Source organism: Xanthomonas nasturtii, assembly GCF_001660815.1.
GTDB classification, from domain to species: Bacteria; Pseudomonadota; Gammaproteobacteria; order Xanthomonadales; family Xanthomonadaceae; genus Xanthomonas; species Xanthomonas nasturtii.
The window spans coordinates 94,597-113,414 of sequence record NZ_LYMI01000056.1; the positions used below are offsets into that span (position 1 = coordinate 94,597).

General features: G+C 66.5%; 15 protein-coding genes and 1 pseudogene. 12 read left to right on the forward strand and 4 right to left on the reverse strand.

The genetic code is table 11. The annotated features are described in order from the left end of the window. Positions 1-80: 80 nt before the first annotated feature. On the forward strand, positions 81-1,940 hold the full coding sequence (locus A7D16_RS17795) for an ABC-F family ATP-binding cassette domain-containing protein (RefSeq protein WP_064634595.1): 1,860 nt from the start codon (positions 81-83) through the stop codon (positions 1,938-1,940). 455 nt (positions 1,941-2,395) lie between these two features. Here the strand turns inward: A7D16_RS17795 and ampR are convergent, their stop codons facing one another. Further along, a complete protein-coding gene (ampR, locus tag A7D16_RS17800) occupies positions 2,396-3,268 on the reverse strand; it encodes a LysR family transcriptional regulator AmpR (RefSeq protein ID WP_064634596.1) in 873 nt (290 codons plus the stop codon). Positions 3,269-3,368: 100 nt separating this feature from the next. Between ampR and bla the strand changes: the two genes are divergently transcribed. Beyond that, on the forward strand, positions 3,369-4,262 hold the full coding sequence (bla, locus tag A7D16_RS17805) for a class A beta-lactamase (protein ID WP_064634597.1): 894 nt from the start codon (positions 3,369-3,371) through the stop codon (positions 4,260-4,262). Positions 4,263-4,414: 152 nt separating this feature from the next. On the opposite strand, the gene A7D16_RS17810 is transcribed toward bla, so the two are convergent. Both A7D16_RS17810 and A7D16_RS17815 read right to left on the reverse strand, forming a co-directional pair. Continuing rightward, a complete protein-coding gene (locus A7D16_RS17810) occupies positions 4,415-6,106 on the reverse strand; it encodes a phospholipase domain-containing protein (protein WP_095522446.1) in 1,692 nt (563 codons plus the stop codon). A 183-nt stretch (positions 6,107-6,289) separates the two neighbouring features. Then, on the reverse strand, positions 6,290-7,534 hold the full coding sequence (locus A7D16_RS17815; protein WP_064634598.1) for an MFS transporter: 1,245 nt from the start codon (positions 7,532-7,534) through the stop codon (positions 6,290-6,292). Positions 7,535-8,083: 549 nt separating this feature from the next. Here A7D16_RS17815 and A7D16_RS17820 point away from each other — a divergent pair. Beyond that, the gene (locus A7D16_RS17820) at positions 8,084-8,377 is read left to right on the forward strand and encodes an FmdB family zinc ribbon protein (RefSeq protein WP_064634599.1); all 294 of its coding nucleotides are present in this window, start codon (positions 8,084-8,086) and stop codon (positions 8,375-8,377) included. A gap of 77 nt (positions 8,378-8,454) precedes the next feature. Beyond that, entirely contained in the window at positions 8,455-9,072 is a 618-nt protein-coding gene (locus A7D16_RS17825; RefSeq protein WP_064634660.1) for a hypothetical protein, read from the forward strand. Positions 9,073-9,099: 27 nt separating this feature from the next. Here the strand turns inward: A7D16_RS17825 and A7D16_RS17830 are convergent, their stop codons facing one another. After that, positions 9,100-9,876 carry a DUF3011 domain-containing protein gene (locus tag A7D16_RS17830; protein ID WP_064634600.1) on the reverse strand — a complete coding sequence of 259 codons (777 nt, stop codon included), beginning with the start codon at positions 9,874-9,876 and terminating at the stop codon, positions 9,100-9,102. A 157-nt stretch (positions 9,877-10,033) separates the two neighbouring features. Here A7D16_RS17830 and aspS point away from each other — a divergent pair, with 157 nt between their 5' ends. The 8 genes and pseudogenes from aspS (at position 10,034) to ruvB (ending at position 18,794) form a co-directional block, all read left to right on the forward strand. Then, the gene (gene aspS, locus A7D16_RS17835; RefSeq protein ID WP_064634601.1) at positions 10,034-11,800 is read left to right on the forward strand and encodes an aspartate--tRNA ligase; all 1,767 of its coding nucleotides are present in this window, start codon (positions 10,034-10,036) and stop codon (positions 11,798-11,800) included. A gap of 150 nt (positions 11,801-11,950) precedes the next feature. Continuing rightward, positions 11,951-12,478, forward strand: a complete 528-nt coding sequence (locus tag A7D16_RS17840) for a GNAT family N-acetyltransferase (protein WP_064634602.1) — start codon at positions 11,951-11,953, stop codon at positions 12,476-12,478. Between the two features lie 195 nt (positions 12,479-12,673). Continuing rightward, positions 12,674-13,319 (forward strand): annotated as a pseudogene (locus A7D16_RS17845) (esterase/lipase family protein). Between the two features lie 89 nt (positions 13,320-13,408). Continuing rightward, a complete protein-coding gene (locus tag A7D16_RS17850; protein WP_064634603.1) occupies positions 13,409-14,143 on the forward strand; it encodes a YebC/PmpR family DNA-binding transcriptional regulator in 735 nt (244 codons plus the stop codon). Between the two features lie 127 nt (positions 14,144-14,270). Beyond that, a complete protein-coding gene (gene ruvC, locus A7D16_RS17855; RefSeq protein WP_064634661.1) occupies positions 14,271-14,789 on the forward strand; it encodes a crossover junction endodeoxyribonuclease RuvC in 519 nt (172 codons plus the stop codon). A gap of 139 nt (positions 14,790-14,928) precedes the next feature. Further along, a complete protein-coding gene (ruvA, locus tag A7D16_RS17860) occupies positions 14,929-15,513 on the forward strand; it encodes a Holliday junction branch migration protein RuvA (protein ID WP_064634604.1) in 585 nt (194 codons plus the stop codon). Positions 15,514-15,709: 196 nt separating this feature from the next. Continuing rightward, complete coding sequence (locus A7D16_RS17865) at positions 15,710-17,617, forward strand: potassium transporter Kup (protein ID WP_064634605.1); 1,908 nt, start codon at positions 15,710-15,712, stop codon at positions 17,615-17,617. Between the two features lie 139 nt (positions 17,618-17,756). Continuing rightward, the gene (gene ruvB / locus A7D16_RS17870; RefSeq protein ID WP_064634606.1) at positions 17,757-18,794 is read left to right on the forward strand and encodes a Holliday junction branch migration DNA helicase RuvB; all 1,038 of its coding nucleotides are present in this window, start codon (positions 17,757-17,759) and stop codon (positions 18,792-18,794) included. Positions 18,795-18,818 lie beyond the last annotated feature (24 nt).

Consider the following 18,818-nt stretch of genomic DNA (forward strand, 5'->3'; position numbering starts at 1 on the left):
TTATTCGTTAACGCTAGAATGGCGTCGCAGGAATGCTGCTCATCTGCTCATTCCTTTTCGTTCTATCGGACTGTCCATCAATGATTTCCCTGCGCAACTTCTCCATGCGACGCGGCGAGCGTCTGCTGTTGTCCAACGTCGACCTGACCATGCATGCCGGCTACCGCGTCGGCGTGGTGGGCCGGAACGGTACCGGTAAGTCGAGCCTGTTCGCCGCAGTGAAGGGCGAGCTGGAAGCCGACAAGGGCGACGTGGATCTACCCGGCAAGGTGCGCACCGCCAGCGTCTCGCAGGAAACCCCGTCGCTGCCCGACCCGGCGCTGTCGTTCGTGCTCGGCGGCGATATCGAGGTGTCCGCGGTGCTGCAGGAAGAGGCAGAGGCCACCGCGCGCGAAGACTGGGAGGCGGTAGCCAACGCGCACCAGAAGATGGCCGAGCTTGGCGCCTACGACGCCGAGGCGCGTGCCGGCAAGCTGCTGCATGGCCTGGGCTTCCCGGCCGATACGCACCACCGCGCGGTGTCGTCGTTCTCCGGCGGCTGGCGCGTGCGGCTGAATCTGGCGCGCGCGCTGATGATGCCCAGCGACCTGTTATTGCTCGACGAACCGACCAACCACTTGGACATGGACGCGGTGCTGTGGCTGGAGCAATGGCTGCTCAAGTACCCGGGGACCTTGTTGCTGATTTCGCATGACCGCGAGTTCCTCGACAACGTCGCCACCCACACGCTGCATCTGCATGGCGGCACCGCCAAGCTGTATGTCGGCGGCTACACCGATTTCGAACGCCAGCGCATCGAACACCTGCGCCAGCAGCAGATCGCGCACGACAAGGAACAGGCCGAACGCGCGCATCTGCAGAGCTTCATCGACCGCTTCAAGGCGCAGGCCAGCAAGGCGACGCAGGCGCAGAGCCGCATGAAGCGCCTGGCCAAGATGGCCGGCACCGAAGCGGTGCGCGCCGAGCGCGAATTCCGTATCCAGTTCGCCCAGCCCAACCGGCTGCCATTTTCGTTGATCCGCTTGAATCATCTGAATGCCGGCTACGGCGCAGATTCGGTGATCCTGCACGACGTTGGCTTCGGCCTGGAGGCGGGCGACCGCATCGGGTTGTTGGGCCCCAATGGCGCGGGTAAGTCGACGCTGGTCAAAACCCTGGTGGGCGAACTGCAGCCCTTGTCCGGGGAGCGCAGCGCGCATCCGGACTTGCGTATCGGTTACTTCGCGCAGCACACGGTGGAGTCGTTGCATGAAGGCCAGTCGCCGATGGACCACTTCCGCGACCTGTCGCCGGATGGCTCCAATCAGGCGTTCCGCGACTTTTTGGGGAAATGGAATTTCGCCGGCGACCGCGCGTTCGAGGTGGTGGATGGTTTCTCCGGCGGCGAGCGCGCGCGCCTGGCGCTGGCGCTGATCGCCTGGCAGCAGCCCAACGTGCTGCTGCTCGACGAACCGACCAATCACTTGGACCTGGAAATGCGCGAGGCGCTGGCCGAGGCGCTGAGCGACTTTGAAGGCGCCATCGTGATGGTCTCGCACGATCGCCATCTGATCGGCCTGGTCTGCGACAGTTTCTGGCGCGTGGCCGATGGCGTGGTCGAGCCATTCGATGGCGATCTGGACGAATACGCCGCCTGGCTGCGTAGCCGCCCGGCCGCCCAAGGCACCAAGCAGAAGATGGCCGAAGTGGCGCCAACCCCGCCACCGCCGACCAAGCCGTTGTCGCCGAAGAAAGCCGTCAACCCGCACAAGCTGGCCAGCGCCGAAAAGCGCGTCGGCGAGCTGGAAGCGGCGCTGGCCGCGCTGGACCGCGAGTTGGCCAACCCGGGCAACTACGCCGACAGCGACAAGATGGCCGTGCTGGGGCGCGACCGCGAGGCGACGGCGCAACAGCTGGCCGCAGCGGAAGCGGCGTGGATGGAGTTGATCGACGGCGCGTAAGGCGTGGACGAGATGATGCTGCTGCGTGTTGATCGTGCTGATCGATCGCGCTTGCCGAAGGTGATCTTTAGCGGTGCAGGGCTATTGCTGTTCTGCATCATGCGTCGACTGAGCAGTGTCTGGACGAGCATGTGTGCCGCTCATCGGGTGTGCCTGAAGCTTAGGTGGGTAGGGCCGTGCAGGCAGAATGCGTTGCGCTTCGCGCCCGTGCCCTCATCCGGTGCTACGCGCCACCTTCTCCCCCATGAAGGAGGACAATGTCCCGGCGGGAGAAGGGAGCAAGCCGCAGCTCTGGTGATGAAAAGCCCCTCTCCCTGCGGGAGATGGGTTGGGGTGAGGGTAAGGCGGAAGACAGCCATCTTGATGGAGGGGCCAGATAAGCTGCGGCCCAGCCATCGCATACGGGCAAGGCTGTGTCGAGCATACGCACGCAGTCAACCCACCACGCATCCACATCACCCTGGCGCTTGCTCCGCCAGCAACCACGCAAGCAAACGTCGCCCAGCCTCACTCTCAGGCCGCGAGCGTAGCCGCGTCAGCCAATAGCGGCCCGCATCGATCGTGATCGGGAACGGGCAGACCAAGCGCCCGGCGTCCAGATCCTGACGAAACATGGGCAGCGGCAACAACGCCACGCCGGCGCCAGCTGCCGCCGCACTGGCCAACGTCAACGATGAATCGAACATCGCCCCGCGCGCGGGCACGTCGGTCGTCCCCGCGGCACGAAACCATCGCGGCCACTCGTCCAGCCGATACGAGCGCAGTAACGGCACCTGCGCCAGATCATCCGGGGTGCGCAAGCTGCGCGCCATCGCCGGCGCACAGACCGGCGCAAACGGCGCTTCCATCACCGCTTCGGCAACCTGGCCCTGCCAATCGCCATCGCCGAAGCGAATTGCCAGATCCAGGCCTTCGCCGGCCAGATCGACGCGATTGTTATGGGTGGACAGGCGTAACTCGATACCCGGATGCGCGGCATGAAACGCCGCCAGCCGCGGCAGCAACCAACCAGTGGCGAAGGTGCCCACCACGCCCACGCTGAGCACTTCGCGGTAGCGGCCGTCGGCAAAGCGTTCCAGGGTGGCGGCGATGCGGTCGAACGCATCGCCCAGCACCGGCGCCAGCGCGGCGCCTTCGTCGGTCAGCGCCACCCCGCGTGGCAGGCGGTGGAACAGGCTGGTGCCCAGGCGCTGCTCCAGCGCCTTGATCTGGTGACTCAGCGCGGCTTGGCTGACGCATAGCTCGTCCGCCGCGCGGGTCAGGTTCTGATGGCGGGCAGCCGCCTCGAAGGCACGCAGGGCATTGAGCGGGAGGCGGGGCCTGGGCATGCGCAGAGATTAGTTCAATTCATGTCTGGGATCGAAATTTCGCGATGGTCGCCTGTTTGCTGCGCACCGATACTGCGGGCTCCCTCAAGGAGGCAGGCGCATGTTGAATCGGCGACAGTTCTTGTACGCAACCGGCGCAGGCGTACTGCTTGCGGCTGCCAAGCCCGCGCGGGCGCTCACCCCGGCGGTGACGGTGGACGACGTGCTGCGGGCACGCTGGGCGGAAATCGAACGCGGCACCGGTGGTCGCCTCGGGATCGGCCTGCTCGACAGCGCCACCGGCTGGCACATCGGCCAGCGTGAAGACGAGCGCTTTCCGATGTGCAGCACCTTCAAATTTGTATTGGCTGCGGCGGTTCTGCAGCGGGTGGACCAAGGCAAGCTGACGCTGGCGCAACGGGTGAAGATCCACACTGCCGACATGCTCGCGCATGCGCCGGTGACCGAGCGCCACGTCGGCGGGTCGCTGAGCGTGGCCGAGCTGTGCCGGGCTACCATGATCTACAGTGATAACCCGGCCGCCAACCTGTTGTTTCCGCTGGTCGGCGACCCGGCCGGACTGACCGCGTTTCTGCGTGGCATCGGCGATGCCCACACCCGCAGCGATCGCTACGAGCCGGAGATGAATCGGTTCGCCGCCGGCGACCAGCGCGACACCACCACGCCTGCGGCAATGGCCGCCACGCTGCGCACGCTTTTGCTGGGCGACGCGCTGCAGCCTGCCTCGCGCAAGCAGCTGACCGACTGGATGATCGACAACCGCACCGGCGACGATTGCCTGCGTGCTGGGCCGACGCGCGAGTGGAAGATCGGCGACAAGACCGGCAGCAATGGCACCGATACCCGCAACGACATCGCCATCCTCTGGCCGCCGGAGGGCAGGGCGCCGCTGCTGCTGACGACGTACTTGAACGGCGCCAAGGTCGACGCCGCCGCGCGCGAGGCGGCATTGAAGGCGGTGGCGGTCGCGGTGCGGGAATCGCTCGCAGGGTGAGCGTCGACGCGACAAGCAGCAATCGCGGCGCAGGTTGCTTCGCCTGGCGCAATGACGCCGAGCGAGGCTGCGATTTTTCCCCTACTCAGCAGCCCTGACGCAGAGCGCTTGTTAGCGCTGGTCAGTAGCGACATTCAATCCAGTCACACCGCTCAACCAAGTGCGCCGATCACCACGGGTTGGTCCTGCTGCAAGCGCGCCGGCCCACCCATGGCCGGGTCGCTGACGCTGTCCATAGCGGTCTCAATGCGTTCGGCCAGACGCTGGGCCGCGCCGTCGTGGTGCACCCACAGGTCGTACCAGCCACCGGTTGCTGCCGCTTTCCAACGACGCTGCTCGCTCGCGCCGGGCGCAATGCTCAGGCGTTCGCGCGGCTGTGCGGCTGTGTACGCACCCGGTTGCAGTTCCGCCTGTACGGTAGTGCTGCCGCCATTACGTAGCGATAGCAGCACGAAGGTGGAATCGTTTGGCGTGGTCCAGGTCAGGCCGGCCGACAGCAGCGGGTCCGAGTGCGCATCCGATTCCACATGCTGCGCCTCGCCGATGCGGCGGTCGCGGCTCTGGTCAAGGAAAAACTGCTTTACGCCCACGCGCCAGGCGAACGCGCCGTAGCGCATCACATCTTCCACGTAGTACATCTGTTCGTCGGTCTGGTAGTTGTCCGTGAACTGCACCCCGTACGGCCGGTGATCGAAGCTGATGTTGGTGCCGACGTTGAGCAGGCGATGCCAGTCGCGGGTGACGCTACGCTCGATGCGCTCCAGCCAGGCACCGGCGCGCACGGTGTTGTCGATGGCGCCGAGATCGGCACGCCATTCCACATCGGCCATCGCGCCAGCGCGGTGGTTGTCGTAGTGGCTGTGGCGGTACGACTGCACCGGCACCGAGCCGGCCGGGTCGCAGGCCGGATTGGATTCGGCCGGCACCGCATCGCTACCGGCGCAACCGGCCAGCATCGTCGCGGCCGCGCCGCCGGGGGTGAGGTAATACAGCTTGCCCAGGTCGCTGCCGGCATGCACGGTGTTGCCACCGCGCGCTTCGGACTCCGGCGCGCCTGTACCATTGTTGGTGACGTCCACCAGATACGGCGGAATCCAGTCGCCGCGGCCTTGCATGCGGTGCGCGTAGCCGGTCAGCGTGGTCTTGAAGCCGCTGCCGCCATCGAAGGCGCCGCGTAGATAACCGAAGGTGTTCTTGCGTAACGCGCGCGAGCCGGAGCGGTAGTTCTGGTCCAGATACCGAATGCCGGTGAGCGTGCCGGTCAACAGATCGTGCTCGGGGTCGCGCGCGATCTGCTCCGGCGTCACGCTGGTGTATTCGGATTCGTCGGCATCGTCGGCATCGTCGGCATCGTCGGCATCGTCGTAGGACGCGTAGCCGCTGAGCGCCCACTTGTTCAACGCGCTGGCGAATTTGCCGGCCAGGTGATCGCGGCTGGTGTGGCCGCTACCGTCGATCCAGTCGTCGTTACGCGCTGACGAGCCGCTGATCCAGGCGCGTGTATTGTCGCCGAGCAGCCCGGTGTCGTAACGGGCGTAATACTTGCGCGCCTGGTTGTCGCCAATGCCGCCGATCACCCGCACACGCTGGGTGTCCCGCGGTTCGCTGGTGAGGTAGTTCAATGTGCCGCCCAACGCTTCGTTGGAGCGCGAGGCGATGTCGGCGGTGCCCTGGCTCACTTCCACCGTTTCCAGATCCGGCAGGTCGATAAAGCGATTGGCCTTGGAGCCGCCGCCATAGCCCGAGCCGCCATTGGGCACGCCGTCGATGGTGGTGCCGATCTGCTGCGTATCGCGGTTGCCAAGGACGTACTTGCAGCGTGTCCTGCGACGGTTGGCGGGCAAGGGCCCTGCAGCCAAGCCGCAAGCCATCCGCTCTGAAACTTGCATATCAGGCGTGTTCGATCGCTTTTAAAAGCGGGCGAAATTTCGAAATGTGGCGAGTGACGCTGGCCGTAGCCACGATGTTCTGCAAGTTATGCCGGCAGAATTGCAGAGCCATCCTGGACCTCGGTGGGAAGCGCTGTGTCAGCGTTGCTTGGTGCGCGGTGGCGCTTCGATCTGCTGGGTTTCCGGCATCAATTCCAGTGCCGATGGCGTGGTGCGCAGCATCGGGCGGAAGGCGATGGGGTGGGTGCGGCGGCGGCTGAAGCGCAGCAGCCGCGCCAGCGTGAATCCGGCCAGTGCGAGCAGCATCACCGCAAAGTACACCGGCAAGGCTGCCGGGCCGAATTTCTGCATGGCGCCTCCGGCCAGCGCCGGGCCGATCGCTGCACCCACACCGTGCACCAGCAACAAACTGCTGCAGCCGGACAGCAAATCTTCGCGGGGCAGGTAATCGAGCATGTGCGCGACCGCAAACGGGTACAGCGAAAACGCCAACCCGCCATAGACGAAGAACAGCACGAACAGCACGGTGGTCTGCGTCTGCACCATCGGCAATGCGGCAGCAATGGCGATAACGGCTGCCAGTGCGCTCACCGTGACCAGCCCGATACGGCGGTCGTGCCCGTCGCTGATGCGCCCGATTGGCCACTGCAGCACCGCACCGCCCACGATGGCAGTGAGCATGAACATCGCCACGCCGTCGGCATCCAGCCCGATGCGGTTGGCGTACACCGGCAGCAAGCCCCAGAACGCACCCATCGCCAGCCCGGAAAGGCCGGCACCAATCGTGGCCACCGGCGCCAATGCGTACAGCGTCTTCAGTCGCAGGCGCGAAACGTGCGGCACCTCGGGCGGGATCAGCCGCGTGGTCATCACCGGCATCACTGCCGCGCAGATCAGGATCGCCGTCAGCGTGAACATGGCCGGTGCGCCGGCATCGCCGATGGTGAGCAGGATCTGGCCCAGCGCCAGCGCCGACAGATTGATCGCCATGTACACCGAAAACACCCGGCTGCGCCGACGCGCGTCCGGCTCGGCGTTGAGCCAGCTTTCGATCACCGTATACAGGCCGACCAGCGCCGCCCCGGTGACCAGGCGCAATACGCCCCAGCCCCAGGGATCGAGCCAGATCGGATGCAGCAACACCGCAATGGCCGCCAGCGATGCGTAGAACGCAAAGGCGCGGATATGCCCGATGCGGCGGATCAGCGGCGGCGCGAAGAAGGTGCCGAGAAAGAAACCGGCGAAGTAGCCGGACATGATCAGGCCCAGCGCACGCGCATCGAAGCCGGCCTGGCCGCCGCGCACGGCGAGTAGCGTGCCAAGCAGCCCGCTACCGGTGAGCAGCAGGGCAACGCCAAGCAATAAGGCAGTCAGCCGCAACATGGATGCGGCCCTCGTGGGGGAAAAGGCGCGTCGGTCACGCGGGCGAGTGTAGCAGCCTGTCCAGCGCGGCTCGATTGAAGCCGAAGGGCATGTGCGGCGTTTTGGCAATGACGATGTGTCTGTGTGGTTCGCGCAAGGTGTGGGACGTGTGGCACTGCTTGCGCGCTGCACTGCCTGCAGGGCGTAGCCGCCCGCATGTCAATCGCGCAGGGCTGCGGCATGTCTGCGGATCGCTGTGCGTGCGGGCAGGGGCGCTGAACATTGCATCGGTACAACAAACCAATCTGCATGCCATACGCGCTGATCTGGCAGAGAAGCGACATGCCTGCAAACCGTTGCGCGCGGGCAGGGGCGTTCGACATTACATCGGGACAAACAGCCATCTGCGTGCGCGGCTGTCGAAACGGCGAGCGATCATCGTCGCGGTGCCCGCTGCCTGCTGCGCCCTGTCGTCCACGCCCTTCGCCTGCCGCGCGGCAGGGCACTGCACCTGCCCGCCTGCATGCGTCTAGAATCTTCGCCCCCGCATCGTCTTCAGCTGATCCTGCCATGCCCATCTACGGTTTCCAGTGCACCACTTGCGGCCACGCGTTCGACCGCCTGCAGAAAATGGCCGACCCCGATCCGCAGACCTGCCCGGCCTGCGCGGCGGCCACCATCAAGCGCCAGATCACCGCACCGTCGTTTCGCCTGTCCGGCAGCGGCTGGTACGAGACCGACTTCAAGTCGGCCGGCGAGAAAAAGAAAAACCTGACCGAAAGCAGCAGCGGCGGTGGCGATGCCAAACCGGCCGCGGCTGTAGAGAGCAAGCCGGCGGCCAAACCCGCGTCCGGCCCCGCATGAAGACCCGCGGCGCGCGCAGAGTGTTGCAGCCCAGCGCGATGCCCAGCGCTGCAGTCGCCGCCGCGGCGCGCACCGTGATGCCCGCTGCATCACGGTGGGCCGCGTTGGTGCTGCTCGCTGCGCTAGCCGGCTGTGCCACGCCGGTGCCGCACGCTGCGGTCGACGCGGCGCCCGCAGATCGATTTCTGGCCGCCCTGGCCATGCATTGCGGGCAGGCCTTTGCCGGCCGGGTCATCGTCGATACGCCCGCGTCCGCAACGCCAAGTGCATTCGCCGGCAAGCCGCTGGTGATGCATGTGCGTGGTTGCGATGACCCGACGCGCACGTTGCGGGTGCCGTTTCATGTCGGCGACGACCGCTCGCGTACCTGGGTGCTGACGCGCACCGACACCGGGCTGCGGCTCAAGCACGACCATCGCCACGCCGATGGCAGCCCGGATGCGTTGACCCAGTACGGCGGCGACACTGTCGATGCCGGCAGTGCGCACCGCCAGGAATTCCCGGTCGATGCCGAGTCGGTCGCGCTGTTCAAGCGCCTGGGCTCGACCGCCTCGCTGCGCAATCGCTGGGCGATGGAGATCCGGCCTGGTCGCAGCGTTGTCTACGAACTGAGTCGCCCGGATGGGCGCCTGTTCCGGGTCCAATTCGATCTCACCCGGCCAGTGGCGCTGCCACCTGCGCCGTGGGGGAGCTGAGCCGCGCACTGACGGGGCTTCCAGTGCTCAACGCGCCTCGAAGCGCGCCCGGCAGCCATCGTTGACCCACACCGTTGCGCGGCGATCGTCGTAGCCCCAGCTGCGGCCTTCCTCGCAGCGCGTGTCGGACAGCTGGCGGGTCAGCACCGGGCGACCATAACGGCCGTCCCAGGCGCAGGTGCGCAGGCGGCGGTCGTCGCTGGCGCAGTTGATGGCGTAGTCGTTGCGTGGACGGTCGTCGCGGCCAGCATAGTCGCCGTCGCCGCGATCCCAGCCGCCGCCACCGCGGGCCTGCGCAAATTCACCCCGGCAGCCGTCGTCCACCCAGATCCGGCCGCCGTCCTGGCGCCAGTTGCGGCCTTCCACGCAAGGCGTGTTCGAGAGTTGGCGCAACAGGGTGGCGCGGCGCCAGCCGGTGTCGCAGATCTTCTGGCGCTGGTCGTTGCTCTCGCAGCGCACCGTGCCGGCGACCCCGCCGCCACCATACCCAGGGCCGTTGCCGCCGCCCCAACCGCCGTTGCGGCCGTCGACAAAGCGGCCGCGGCAGCCGTTGTCCACCCAGATCCTGCCGCGGTCGCTGCCCCAGTTGCGGCCTTCGATGCAACGCGTGCCCGAGATGTTTTCCACCAAGACGGCGCGGCCGCGGAACGGGGTATCGCACTCGCGGCGGCGGTTGTCGTTGCTGGAGCAGGTGATGCTGGGGCCGTTCCAGCCGCGCTCCTGCGCCGCGGCAGAGGCGCTGGCGAGCAGGCCGGTCAGGGTGATCAGGCCGAAGCCGGAAAGCAGCAGGGCGGTGCGCAGCATCGTGTCGTCCTTGGTGCGGGAGGGGCGTGGCGCCTATTCAGCCGGGCGCCGACTTAAGCGCCCATGAGCGCCCACGCATTTGCTCCTGTCGTCCGCCGGCCCCAGAATATCCGGCTCTCCGGCGCTGTCCTGTGTCGGGTTTTCAGCGGAGCTTTCGATGCGTACCCACTTCTGCGGCCTGGTCGATGAGACCTTGATCGGCCAAACCGTCACTCTCGCCGGCTGGACCGACGTGGCCCGCAACCTGGGCGGGGTGTGCTTCATCGACCTGCGCGACCACGAAGGTATCGTGCAGGTCACGGTGGAACCGGTGGCCGGCGACGACGCCAGCGCGGAGCTGTTCAAGGTGGCCGCCAGCCTTGGCTACGAGGACGTGCTGCAGGTTGAAGGCGTGGTGCGCGCGCGCCATGCGGTCAACGACAAGCTGCGCACCGGCAAGGTGGAAGTGATCGCCACGCGCATCAGCATCCTCAACAAGGCTGCGCCGCTGCCGTTCCACGCGCACGAAAATCCGGGCGAAGAAACCCGTTTGAAGTACCGCTATCTGGACCTGCGCCGCCCGGAAATGCAGCGCATGCAGCGCACCCGCATCAAGCTGGTGCAGGCGCTGCGCCGGCATCTGGATGCGCGCGATTTCCAGGACATCGAAACTCCGATCCTGACCAAGGCCACCCCGGAAGGCGCACGCGACTTCCTGGTGCCGGCGCGCATGCATCCAGGCGAGTTCTACGCGTTGCCGCAGAGCCCGCAGCTGTTCAAGCAGATCTTGATGGTGGCCGGCTTCGACCGCTACTACCAGATTGCGCGCTGCTTCCGCGACGAAGCCTTGCGCGCCGATCGCCAGCTGGAGTTCACCCAGCTCGATATGGAATTTGCCTTCGTGCGCGAGCGCGACGTGCAGGATTTCGTCGAAGACATGATCCGCGCCATCTTCAAGGAAGTGGTGGATGTCGAGCTGGCGACGCAGTTCCCGCGCATGACCTGGGCCGAGGCGATGCGTCGCTACGGCTCGGACAAGCCGGACCTGCGCATCGATCTGGAACTGATCGACGTGGCCGAGCTGGTCACATCCAGCCAATTCCCGGTCTTCACCGCCGCTGCCAACGATGCCGATGGTCGCGTGGCCGCGCTGCGCATCCCCGGTGGCGCCAGCCTGTCGCGCAAGCAGATCGACGAATACGCCGCGCATGCCGCCAAGTACGGCGCCAAGGGCCTGGCCTACATCAAGCTCTCGGAGACCGGCGAAGTCGGCTCGCCGATCGCCAAATTCTTTGGCGAAGAGGCCTTTGCCGCCCTGCTCAAGCACGTCGGTGCCGGCAACGGCGACATCGTGTTCTTCGGTGCCGGCGGCTACAACACCGTGTCCGATTTCATGGGTGCATTGCGTCTGAAGGCCGGCAAGGATTTCAAGCTGGTCGCCGACACCTGGGCACCGTTGTGGGTCACCGACTTCCCGATGTTCGAATGGGACGACGAAGCACAGCGCTACGTCGCCTTGCATCACCCCTTCACCGCGCCGGCGGTGGACGACATTGCCGACCTGCGCGCCAATGCCCGCACCGCCGTGTCGCGCGGTTACGACATGGTGCTCAACGGCAATGAGATCGGCGGTGGCTCCATCCGTATCCATCGCCCGGACATGCAAAGCGCCGTGTTCGAGCTGCTCGGCATCGGCGCCGAAGAAGCGCGCGCCAAGTTCGGCTTCCTGCTGGATGCCCTGAACTACGGCGCACCGCCGCACGGCGGCATCGCCTTCGGTATCGACCGCATCGCTGCACTGATGGCCGGCACCGAATCCATCCGCGACGTGATCCCGTTCCCCAAGACCACGGGCGCACAGGATCTGATGACCGACGCCCCGTCGCCGATCGCCGCCGATCAGCTCGCCGAAGTGCACGTGCAGGTCCGCCCGAAGCAGGTCTGATGCGCAAACGCGCAGGGGCATGCGCACCGCATGTCCCTGTAGGGCGTGCACATCGGGTTCTGCCCGGCGTGCACTGCCCGCGGCGCCCGCTTGCGGTAGCGCATCTGCATGCGAGAAGCTGCCATGTCCACATGGCACGAGAGGCTCCGCATGACCCGCATCCGCCGCGCCACATCGGACGATGCCGAAGCGTTATCGCTGCTGGCAGCGCAGACCTTTACCGAAACCTTCGGGCATCTGTATCCAGAAGAAGACCTGCGCGGTTTTCTCGAAGAGACCTATGCGGTCGAGCGCGCGCGCATCGTGCTGGCGCATCCGGACTATGCGATCTGGCTGCTGGAGATGGACAACCTGCTGGTCGGCCATGCCGCCGCCGGCCCCTGCGGTCTGCCGCACGATGAGGTGCGCCCAGGCGATGGAGAGCTCAAGCGGCTGTATCTGTTGAAGGACTACCAGAGCAGCGGCTGGGGTAGCCGGCTGTTCGAAACCGCATTGGAATGGCTCGAACGCGACGGCCCACGCACCTTGTGGATCGGCGTGTGGTCGGAGAATTTTGGCGCGCAGCGCTTCTATGCCCGCTACGGCTTCGAAAAAATCGGCGAATACGATTTCCCGGTGGGCAAGATCGTCGACCGCGAGTTCATCCTGCGCCGCAAGCCGATTGTTGCAGCCGAGTAAGCCAGGCGTCCGTACGATGCGACGCCGGGTTCGCTTGCCGTGCGCGGCGTTTGCCGCACGATCGGCGCAGCGCGTGCGAACGATCGGTACCAGGCCTGTTCCCTGCATGCCGTGCGCGTGTCAGACACGCGCCTGATCTTTGCCCCCATCCCGGTGACCACGCCTTTGTTCATCCCATCGTCGTCCCTCCCGGTCATGCCCCGGCGCAGTCCGCGCAAGTACGCGGTCACCGCCACCGCCGACGTGCTGCTGGTGCACGGCATCTGGAATACCGCGCACTGGCTGTTGCCGCTCGCACGCCGGATGCGCGCCGATGGGCTGGCACCGGCGCTGTTCGGCTATGCCAGCGTGCTCGGCGGGCCGGTGCAGGCAGTGCCGCGCTTGATCGACCGCCTGCACAGGCCGCGCGCAATTGCTGGTCTGCCACAGCCTGGGCGGGCTGATGGCCTTGCAGGCCTTGTGCGACGCCCCCGACCTGCCGGTGCGCCGCGTGGTCTGCCTGGGCTCGCCCCTGTGTGGCAGCGCCGCCGCGCGCGGACTGGCCCGGCGTGGTGGCGTCTGGGCGATGGGCCGGAGCGCCGCCCTGTTGCAGCAGGGGTTTGCGCGCTGGGACGGTCAGGCGGAGATCGGCCAGGTTGCCGGCTGCGTGCCGCGCGGCGTCGGCCGTTGGCTGGCACCGCTGGCCGAGGGCTCGGACGGCACCGTGGCGCTGGCCGAAACCCGCCTGCCCGGGCTGCGCGACCATTGCGTGGTCAACGCCAGCCACAGCGGCCTGTTGCGCTCGCCCGAGGCCGCCGCCCAGGCGCTGGCCTTCCTGCGCACCGGCCGCTTTCAGTCGTGAACATCCGCCGGCGGATGCTGTGGCCCCGGTGAGGGCGGGCAATCAGGTAAAATTCGCGCCCTGTCATCCAAGCCAGTCTGGAACCACCCATGGGTAGAGGCCCCTCGATCGAAGGCCGCAAGAACGCCTCCGACGCCAAACGCGGCAAGATGTTCACCAAGATCATCCGCGAGATCAGCGTGGCCGCGCGCGCCGGCGGCGGCGATCCTTCCAATAATCCGCGTCTGCGCACCGCCATGGACAAAGGGTTGTCGGCGAACATGTCCAAGGACGTGATCGAGCGCGCCATCAAGAAGTCCACCGGCGAGCTGGAAGGCGTGGAATACGAAGAAGTGCGCTACGAGGGCTATGCCCCCGGCGGCGTGGCGGTGATCGTGGACTGCCTGACCGACAACCGCGTGCGCACCGTGGCCGACGTGCGCCACGCCTTCAGCAAGTGCGGCGGCAACATGGGCACCGAGGGCTCGGTGGCTTTCATGTTCAAACGCCTGGGCGTGCTCAGCTTCGCTGCCGGCATCGACGAAGACACCCTCACCGAGGCGGCCATCGAAGCCGGCGCCGACGACGTGGTGGTGTACCCGGAAGACGGCGCCATCGACGTGCTGACCGCCCCGGACACCTTCGCCCAGGTCCAGGACGCCCTGGCCGCTGCCGGCCTGCAGCCGGCGCACGCCGAAATCACCTTTCGCGCCGAAAACGACATCGCCGTCGACGGCGACACCGCGCTGCAGGTGCGCAAGCTGCTCGACATGCTCGAAGACCTGGACGACGTGCAGGACGTGTATTCGAACGTCGATCAAGCAGCGCTCGGTGCCGGGGCGTAAGGCCGCAGTGGCACCTGTCGGGACCCGGGACCCGGGACCGGGGACCCGGAAGGGCGGTGCCGATGGTCAGGCCGTTACCGAGGTTGCTGTGCCCGGTCCCCGGTCCCCGGTCCCCGGTCCCGGCACCATCCGCATCCTGGGCATCGATCCCGGCTCGCAGCGCACCGGCATCGGCATCATCGATATCGACGAAGGCGGCCGTAGCCGGCATGTGCACCACGCGCCGCTGGTGCTGCTGGGCGAGGGCGATTTTGCGCAGCGGCTCAAGCGCCTGCTGCAGGGGCTGGGCGAGCTGATCGAAACCTACCGGCCGGACGAGGTGGCGATCGAGAAGGTGTTCATGGGCAAGAGTGCCGCCTCGGCGCTCAAGCTCGGCCACGCGCGCGGCGCGGCGATCTGTGCCGTGGTCATGCGCGACCTGCCGGTACACGAGTACGCGGCCACCGAGGTCAAGCTGGCCCTGGTCGGCAAGGGCAGTGCGGACAAGGTGCAGGTGCAGCACATGGTCGGCATCATGCTCAACCTGAAAGGCAAGCTGCAGCCCGACGCCGCCGACGCACTGGCGGTCGCCATCACTCACGCCCACGTGCGCGCCACGGCGCAGCGCCTGGGCGTCAATACCCAACAGGCCTGGAGCCGGAAATGACGATGATAATGGTAAGCGGCAGTGGAGTCGGGACCGGGGACCGGGGACCCGGGACCCGGAGCACGTTTGCCGATAAAGCCACAGGCATCGCCGCTTTTTCCGGTGCCTGGTCCCGGGTCCCCGGTCCCGGTGTTTCACCGTGATCGGCCGTCTGCGCGGGATCCTGGCCTACAAGCAGCCGCCGTGGCTGGTGATCGATGTGGGCGGAGTGGGGTATGAGCTGGAGGCGCCGATGAGCACCTTCTACGACCTGCCCGATGTCGGCCGCGACGTGATCCTGTTTACCCATTACGCGCAGAAGGAAGACAGCGTGTCGCTGTACGGCTTTCTGCGCGAAGGCGAGCGGCGGCTGTTCCGCGACGTGCAAAAGGTCACCGGCATCGGCGCCAAGATCGCGCTGGCGGTGCTGTCCGGCGTCAGCGTGGACGAGTTCGCCCGCCTGATCACCGGCGGCGACATCACCGCGCTCACCCGCATTCCCGGCATCGGCAAGAAGACCGCCGAGCGCATGGTGGTGGAACTGCGCGACCGCGCTGCCGATTTCAGCAGCGGTGCGCCGATCACCGGCCAGTTGGGACCGGACGCCGTCTCCGAAGCCACCGTGGCCCTGCAACAGCTGGGTTACAAGCCGGCCGAGGCCGCCCGCATGGCGCGCGACGCCGGGGCCGAAGGCGACGAAGTCGCCACCGTCATTCGCAAGGCGCTGCAAGCCGCGCTGCGTTGAGCGCAGCCGCCACATCGCCGCGGCGCCGCCAAGCGGACGCGGCCGGCACTCGGAATCGGCAGGTACGGCTCGTACACTGCGCTTCCTTGCTGCGGTCCGCCGTGTGGCGGCTGCCTGCGACATTCGGGCAGGCGCCTAAGGTGGGCGCTGCCTTCCTCCTCTTTCTTCACGCTGTCTGGCCAAAACTGCTCACATCATGTCCCACACCCCTACACCTGCAGCCGGCTCCGGCCATGCGCCCGCAAACAGCCACATGGCATTGGTCATTGGTGCGATCGGCGTCGTCTTCGGCGATATCGGCACCAGCCCGCTGTACACCCTCAAGGAGGCGTTTTCGCCGCACTACGGGTTGACCAGCGACCACGACACTGTGCTGGGCGTGCTGTCGCTGGCGTTCTGGGCGCTGATGATCACCGTCACGCTCAAGTACGTCACCATCATCATGCGCGCCGACAACGAGGGCGAAGGCGGCATCATGGCGCTGATGGCGCTGACCCAGCGCACACTCAAGCAGGGCTCGCGCTCGGCATATGTGGTGGGCATCCTCGGCATCTTCGGCGCTTCGCTGTTCTTCGGCGACGGCGTGATCACGCCGGCCATCTCGGTGATGGGCGCAGTGGAAGGCCTGGAAATCGCCGCGCCCAGCCTGCACCCCTTCATCGTGCCGATCACCGTGGTGGTCCTGCTTATCGTGTTCATGGTGCAGCGCTTCGGCACTGAGACCGTCGGCAAGGTGTTCGGCCCGATCACCTGCCTGTGGTTCCTGTCGCTGGGCGCCATTGGCATCTGGAACATCGTCGATGCGCCGGAAGTGATGAAGGCCTTCAACCCCTGGTGGGCGATCCGCTTCTTCATCGAGCACGGCTGGCACGGGGTGTTCATCCTCGGTGCGGTGGTGCTGGCGGTGACCGGCGGCGAAGCGCTGTATGCGGATATGGGCCATTTCGGCGCACGCCCGATCCGTCACGGCTGGTACTTCTTCGTGCTGCCGATGCTGCTGCTCAACTACCTGGGCCAGGGCGCACTGGTGCTCAATCACCCGTCCGCGCTGAAAAACCCGTTCTTCGAAGCGGTGCCAAGCTGGGCGCTGTATCCGATGATCATCCTGGCCACGCTGGCGGCGGTGATCGCCTCGCAGGCGGTGATCACCGGTGCGTATTCGGTGGCCCGGCAGGCCATGCAGCTGGGCTACATCCCGCGCATGCTGATCAAGCACACCTCGCGCACCACCATCGGCCAGATCTATGTGCCCGGCATCAACTGGCTGCTGATGGTGATGGTGATCGCGCTGGTGCTGATCTTCCGCAGCTCCACCAATCTGGCGGTGGCCTACGGCATTTCGGTCTCGATGACCATGCTGATCGACACCTTGCTGCTGGCGCTGGTGGCGCGCTCGCTGTGGCCGCGCTGGCGCAACTGGGTGCTGCCGCTGTGCGTGGTGTTCTTCATCATCGAACTGGCCTTCGTCATCGCCAACGGCGCCAAGCTGCTGCAGGGCGCCTGGTTCCCGCTGGCGCTGGGCATCGTGGTGTTCACCCTGATGCGCACCTGGCGCCGCGGCCGCGCGTTGCTGCGCGAGGAAATCCGCAAGGACGGCATCCGTATCGACAGCTTCCTGCCCGGCCTGATGCTGGCGCCGCCGGCGCGGGTACCGGGCATGGCGGTGTTCCTCACCGCCGATCCGATGGTGGTGCCGCATGCATTGATGCACAACCTCAAGCACAACAAGGTGCTGCACGAGCGCAACATCTTCCTCAACGTCGACACCTTGCCGATTCCGTATGCGCCGGCGGACAAGCGCCTGCAGATCGAATCGATCGGCGACGAGTTCTACCGCGTCTACGTGCGCTTCGGCTTCATGGAAACGCCCGACGTGCCGCTGGCATTGATGCGCTCCTGCGACCAGGGCGGCATCCATTTCGACCCGATGGACACCACCTTCTTCGCCAGCCGCGAAACCATCGTGGCCAGCGCCAACCGCGGCATGCCGATCTGGCGCGACAAGCTGTTCGCGCTGATGCATCGCAACGCCGCCCCGGCCACCGGCTTCTTCCGCATCCCCGGTAATCGCCTGGTCGAGTTGGGCGCGCAGGTGGAGATTTAAATGCCGGGACACGGGACCGGGGACCGGGGGCCCGCTAAAAGCGTGCTGCAGTCTTCTACAATTGCCGGATCATGATGTCTTTCCTGCCCTCTGCTGCCCCGCCCGCAATCGCACGCCATGCGTTTCCCGGGTCCCGCTAATGGAACAGCGCATCATCGCCAGCAGCGCCACCCGCGAAGACGATGCCGCCGATGCGAGCATCCGCCCCAAGCGCCTGGCCGACTATCTCGGCCAGCAGCCGGTGCGCGAGCAGATGGACATCTATATCCAGGCAGCCAAGGCGCGCGGCGAGGCGATGGATCATGTGCTGATCTTCGGCCCGCCCGGCCTGGGCAAGACCACGCTCAGCCACGTCATCGCCAACGAGCTGGGCGTGAGCCTGCGTTCCACCTCCGGCCCGGTGATCGAAAAGGCAGGGGACCTGGCCGCGCTGCTGACCAACCTGCAGCCGCACGATGTGCTGTTCATCGACGAGATTCATCGGCTGTCGCCGGTGGTGGAAGAAGTGCTGTACCCGGCGATGGAAGATTTCCAGATCGACATCATGATCGGCGACGGCCCGGCCGCGCGCTCGATCAAGATCGACCTGCCGCCGTTCACCCTGATCGGCGCCACCACCCGCGCCGGCCTGCTGACCGCGCCACTGCGCGACCGCTTCGGCATCGTGCAGCGGCTGGAATTCTATTCGCCGCAGGAACTGACCCGCATCGTGATCCGCTCGGCTGCCATTCTGGGCATCGACTGCACGCCCGAAGGCGCCGCCGAAATCGCGCGTCGCGCACGCGGCACCCCGCGTATCGCCAACCGGTTGCTGCGCCGCGTGCGCGACTACGCCCAGGTCAAGGCCGCCGGGCATATCGATCTGCCGGTGGCGCAGGCCGCCATGCAGATGCTGAAAGTTGACCCGGAAGGCTTCGACGAGCTCGATCGCCGCATGCTGCGCACCATCGTCGAACATTTCGATGGTGGCCCGGTGGGCGTGGAATCGCTGGCCGCCTCGCTGTCGGAAGAGCGCGGCACACTGGAAGACGTGATCGAGCCCTACCTGATCCAGCAGGGTTTTCTGATCCGCACCGCGCGCGGCCGCATGGCCACCACCAAGGCCTACCTGCATCTGGGCCTGAAGCCGCCGCGCGACCGCGCCCCGGCCATCGGCGAACCGGGAGAGCTGTTTTGATGGCGCTCGGTTCGTCGCTCGCCC

What these genes read in the sequence shown, in the direction of transcription:
- A7D16_RS17815 (WP_064634598.1), bottom strand. Translation starts at nt 7,534, where the DNA reads ATGTTGCGGCTGACTGCCTTATTGCTTGGCGTTGCCCTGCTGCTCACC.
- A7D16_RS17850 (WP_064634603.1), top strand. Translation starts at nt 13,409, where the DNA reads ATGGGTAGAGGCCCCTCGATCGAAGGCCGCAAGAACGCCTCCGACGCC.
- A7D16_RS17820 (WP_064634599.1), top strand. Translation starts at nt 8,084, where the DNA reads ATGCCCATCTACGGTTTCCAGTGCACCACTTGCGGCCACGCGTTCGAC.
- A7D16_RS17840 (WP_064634602.1), top strand. Translation starts at nt 11,951, where the DNA reads ATGACCCGCATCCGCCGCGCCACATCGGACGATGCCGAAGCGTTATCG.
- A7D16_RS17795 (WP_064634595.1), top strand. Translation starts at nt 81, where the DNA reads ATGATTTCCCTGCGCAACTTCTCCATGCGACGCGGCGAGCGTCTGCTG.
- aspS (WP_064634601.1), top strand. Translation starts at nt 10,034, where the DNA reads ATGCGTACCCACTTCTGCGGCCTGGTCGATGAGACCTTGATCGGCCAA.
- ampR (WP_064634596.1), bottom strand. Translation starts at nt 3,268, where the DNA reads ATGCCCAGGCCCCGCCTCCCGCTCAATGCCCTGCGTGCCTTCGAGGCG.
- ruvB (WP_064634606.1), top strand. Translation starts at nt 17,757, where the DNA reads ATGGAACAGCGCATCATCGCCAGCAGCGCCACCCGCGAAGACGATGCC.
- A7D16_RS17825 (WP_064634660.1), top strand. Translation starts at nt 8,455, where the DNA reads ATGCCCGCTGCATCACGGTGGGCCGCGTTGGTGCTGCTCGCTGCGCTA.
- bla (WP_064634597.1), top strand. Translation starts at nt 3,369, where the DNA reads ATGTTGAATCGGCGACAGTTCTTGTACGCAACCGGCGCAGGCGTACTG.
- A7D16_RS17865 (WP_064634605.1), top strand. Translation starts at nt 15,710, where the DNA reads ATGTCCCACACCCCTACACCTGCAGCCGGCTCCGGCCATGCGCCCGCA.
- A7D16_RS17830 (WP_064634600.1), bottom strand. Translation starts at nt 9,876, where the DNA reads ATGCTGCGCACCGCCCTGCTGCTTTCCGGCTTCGGCCTGATCACCCTG.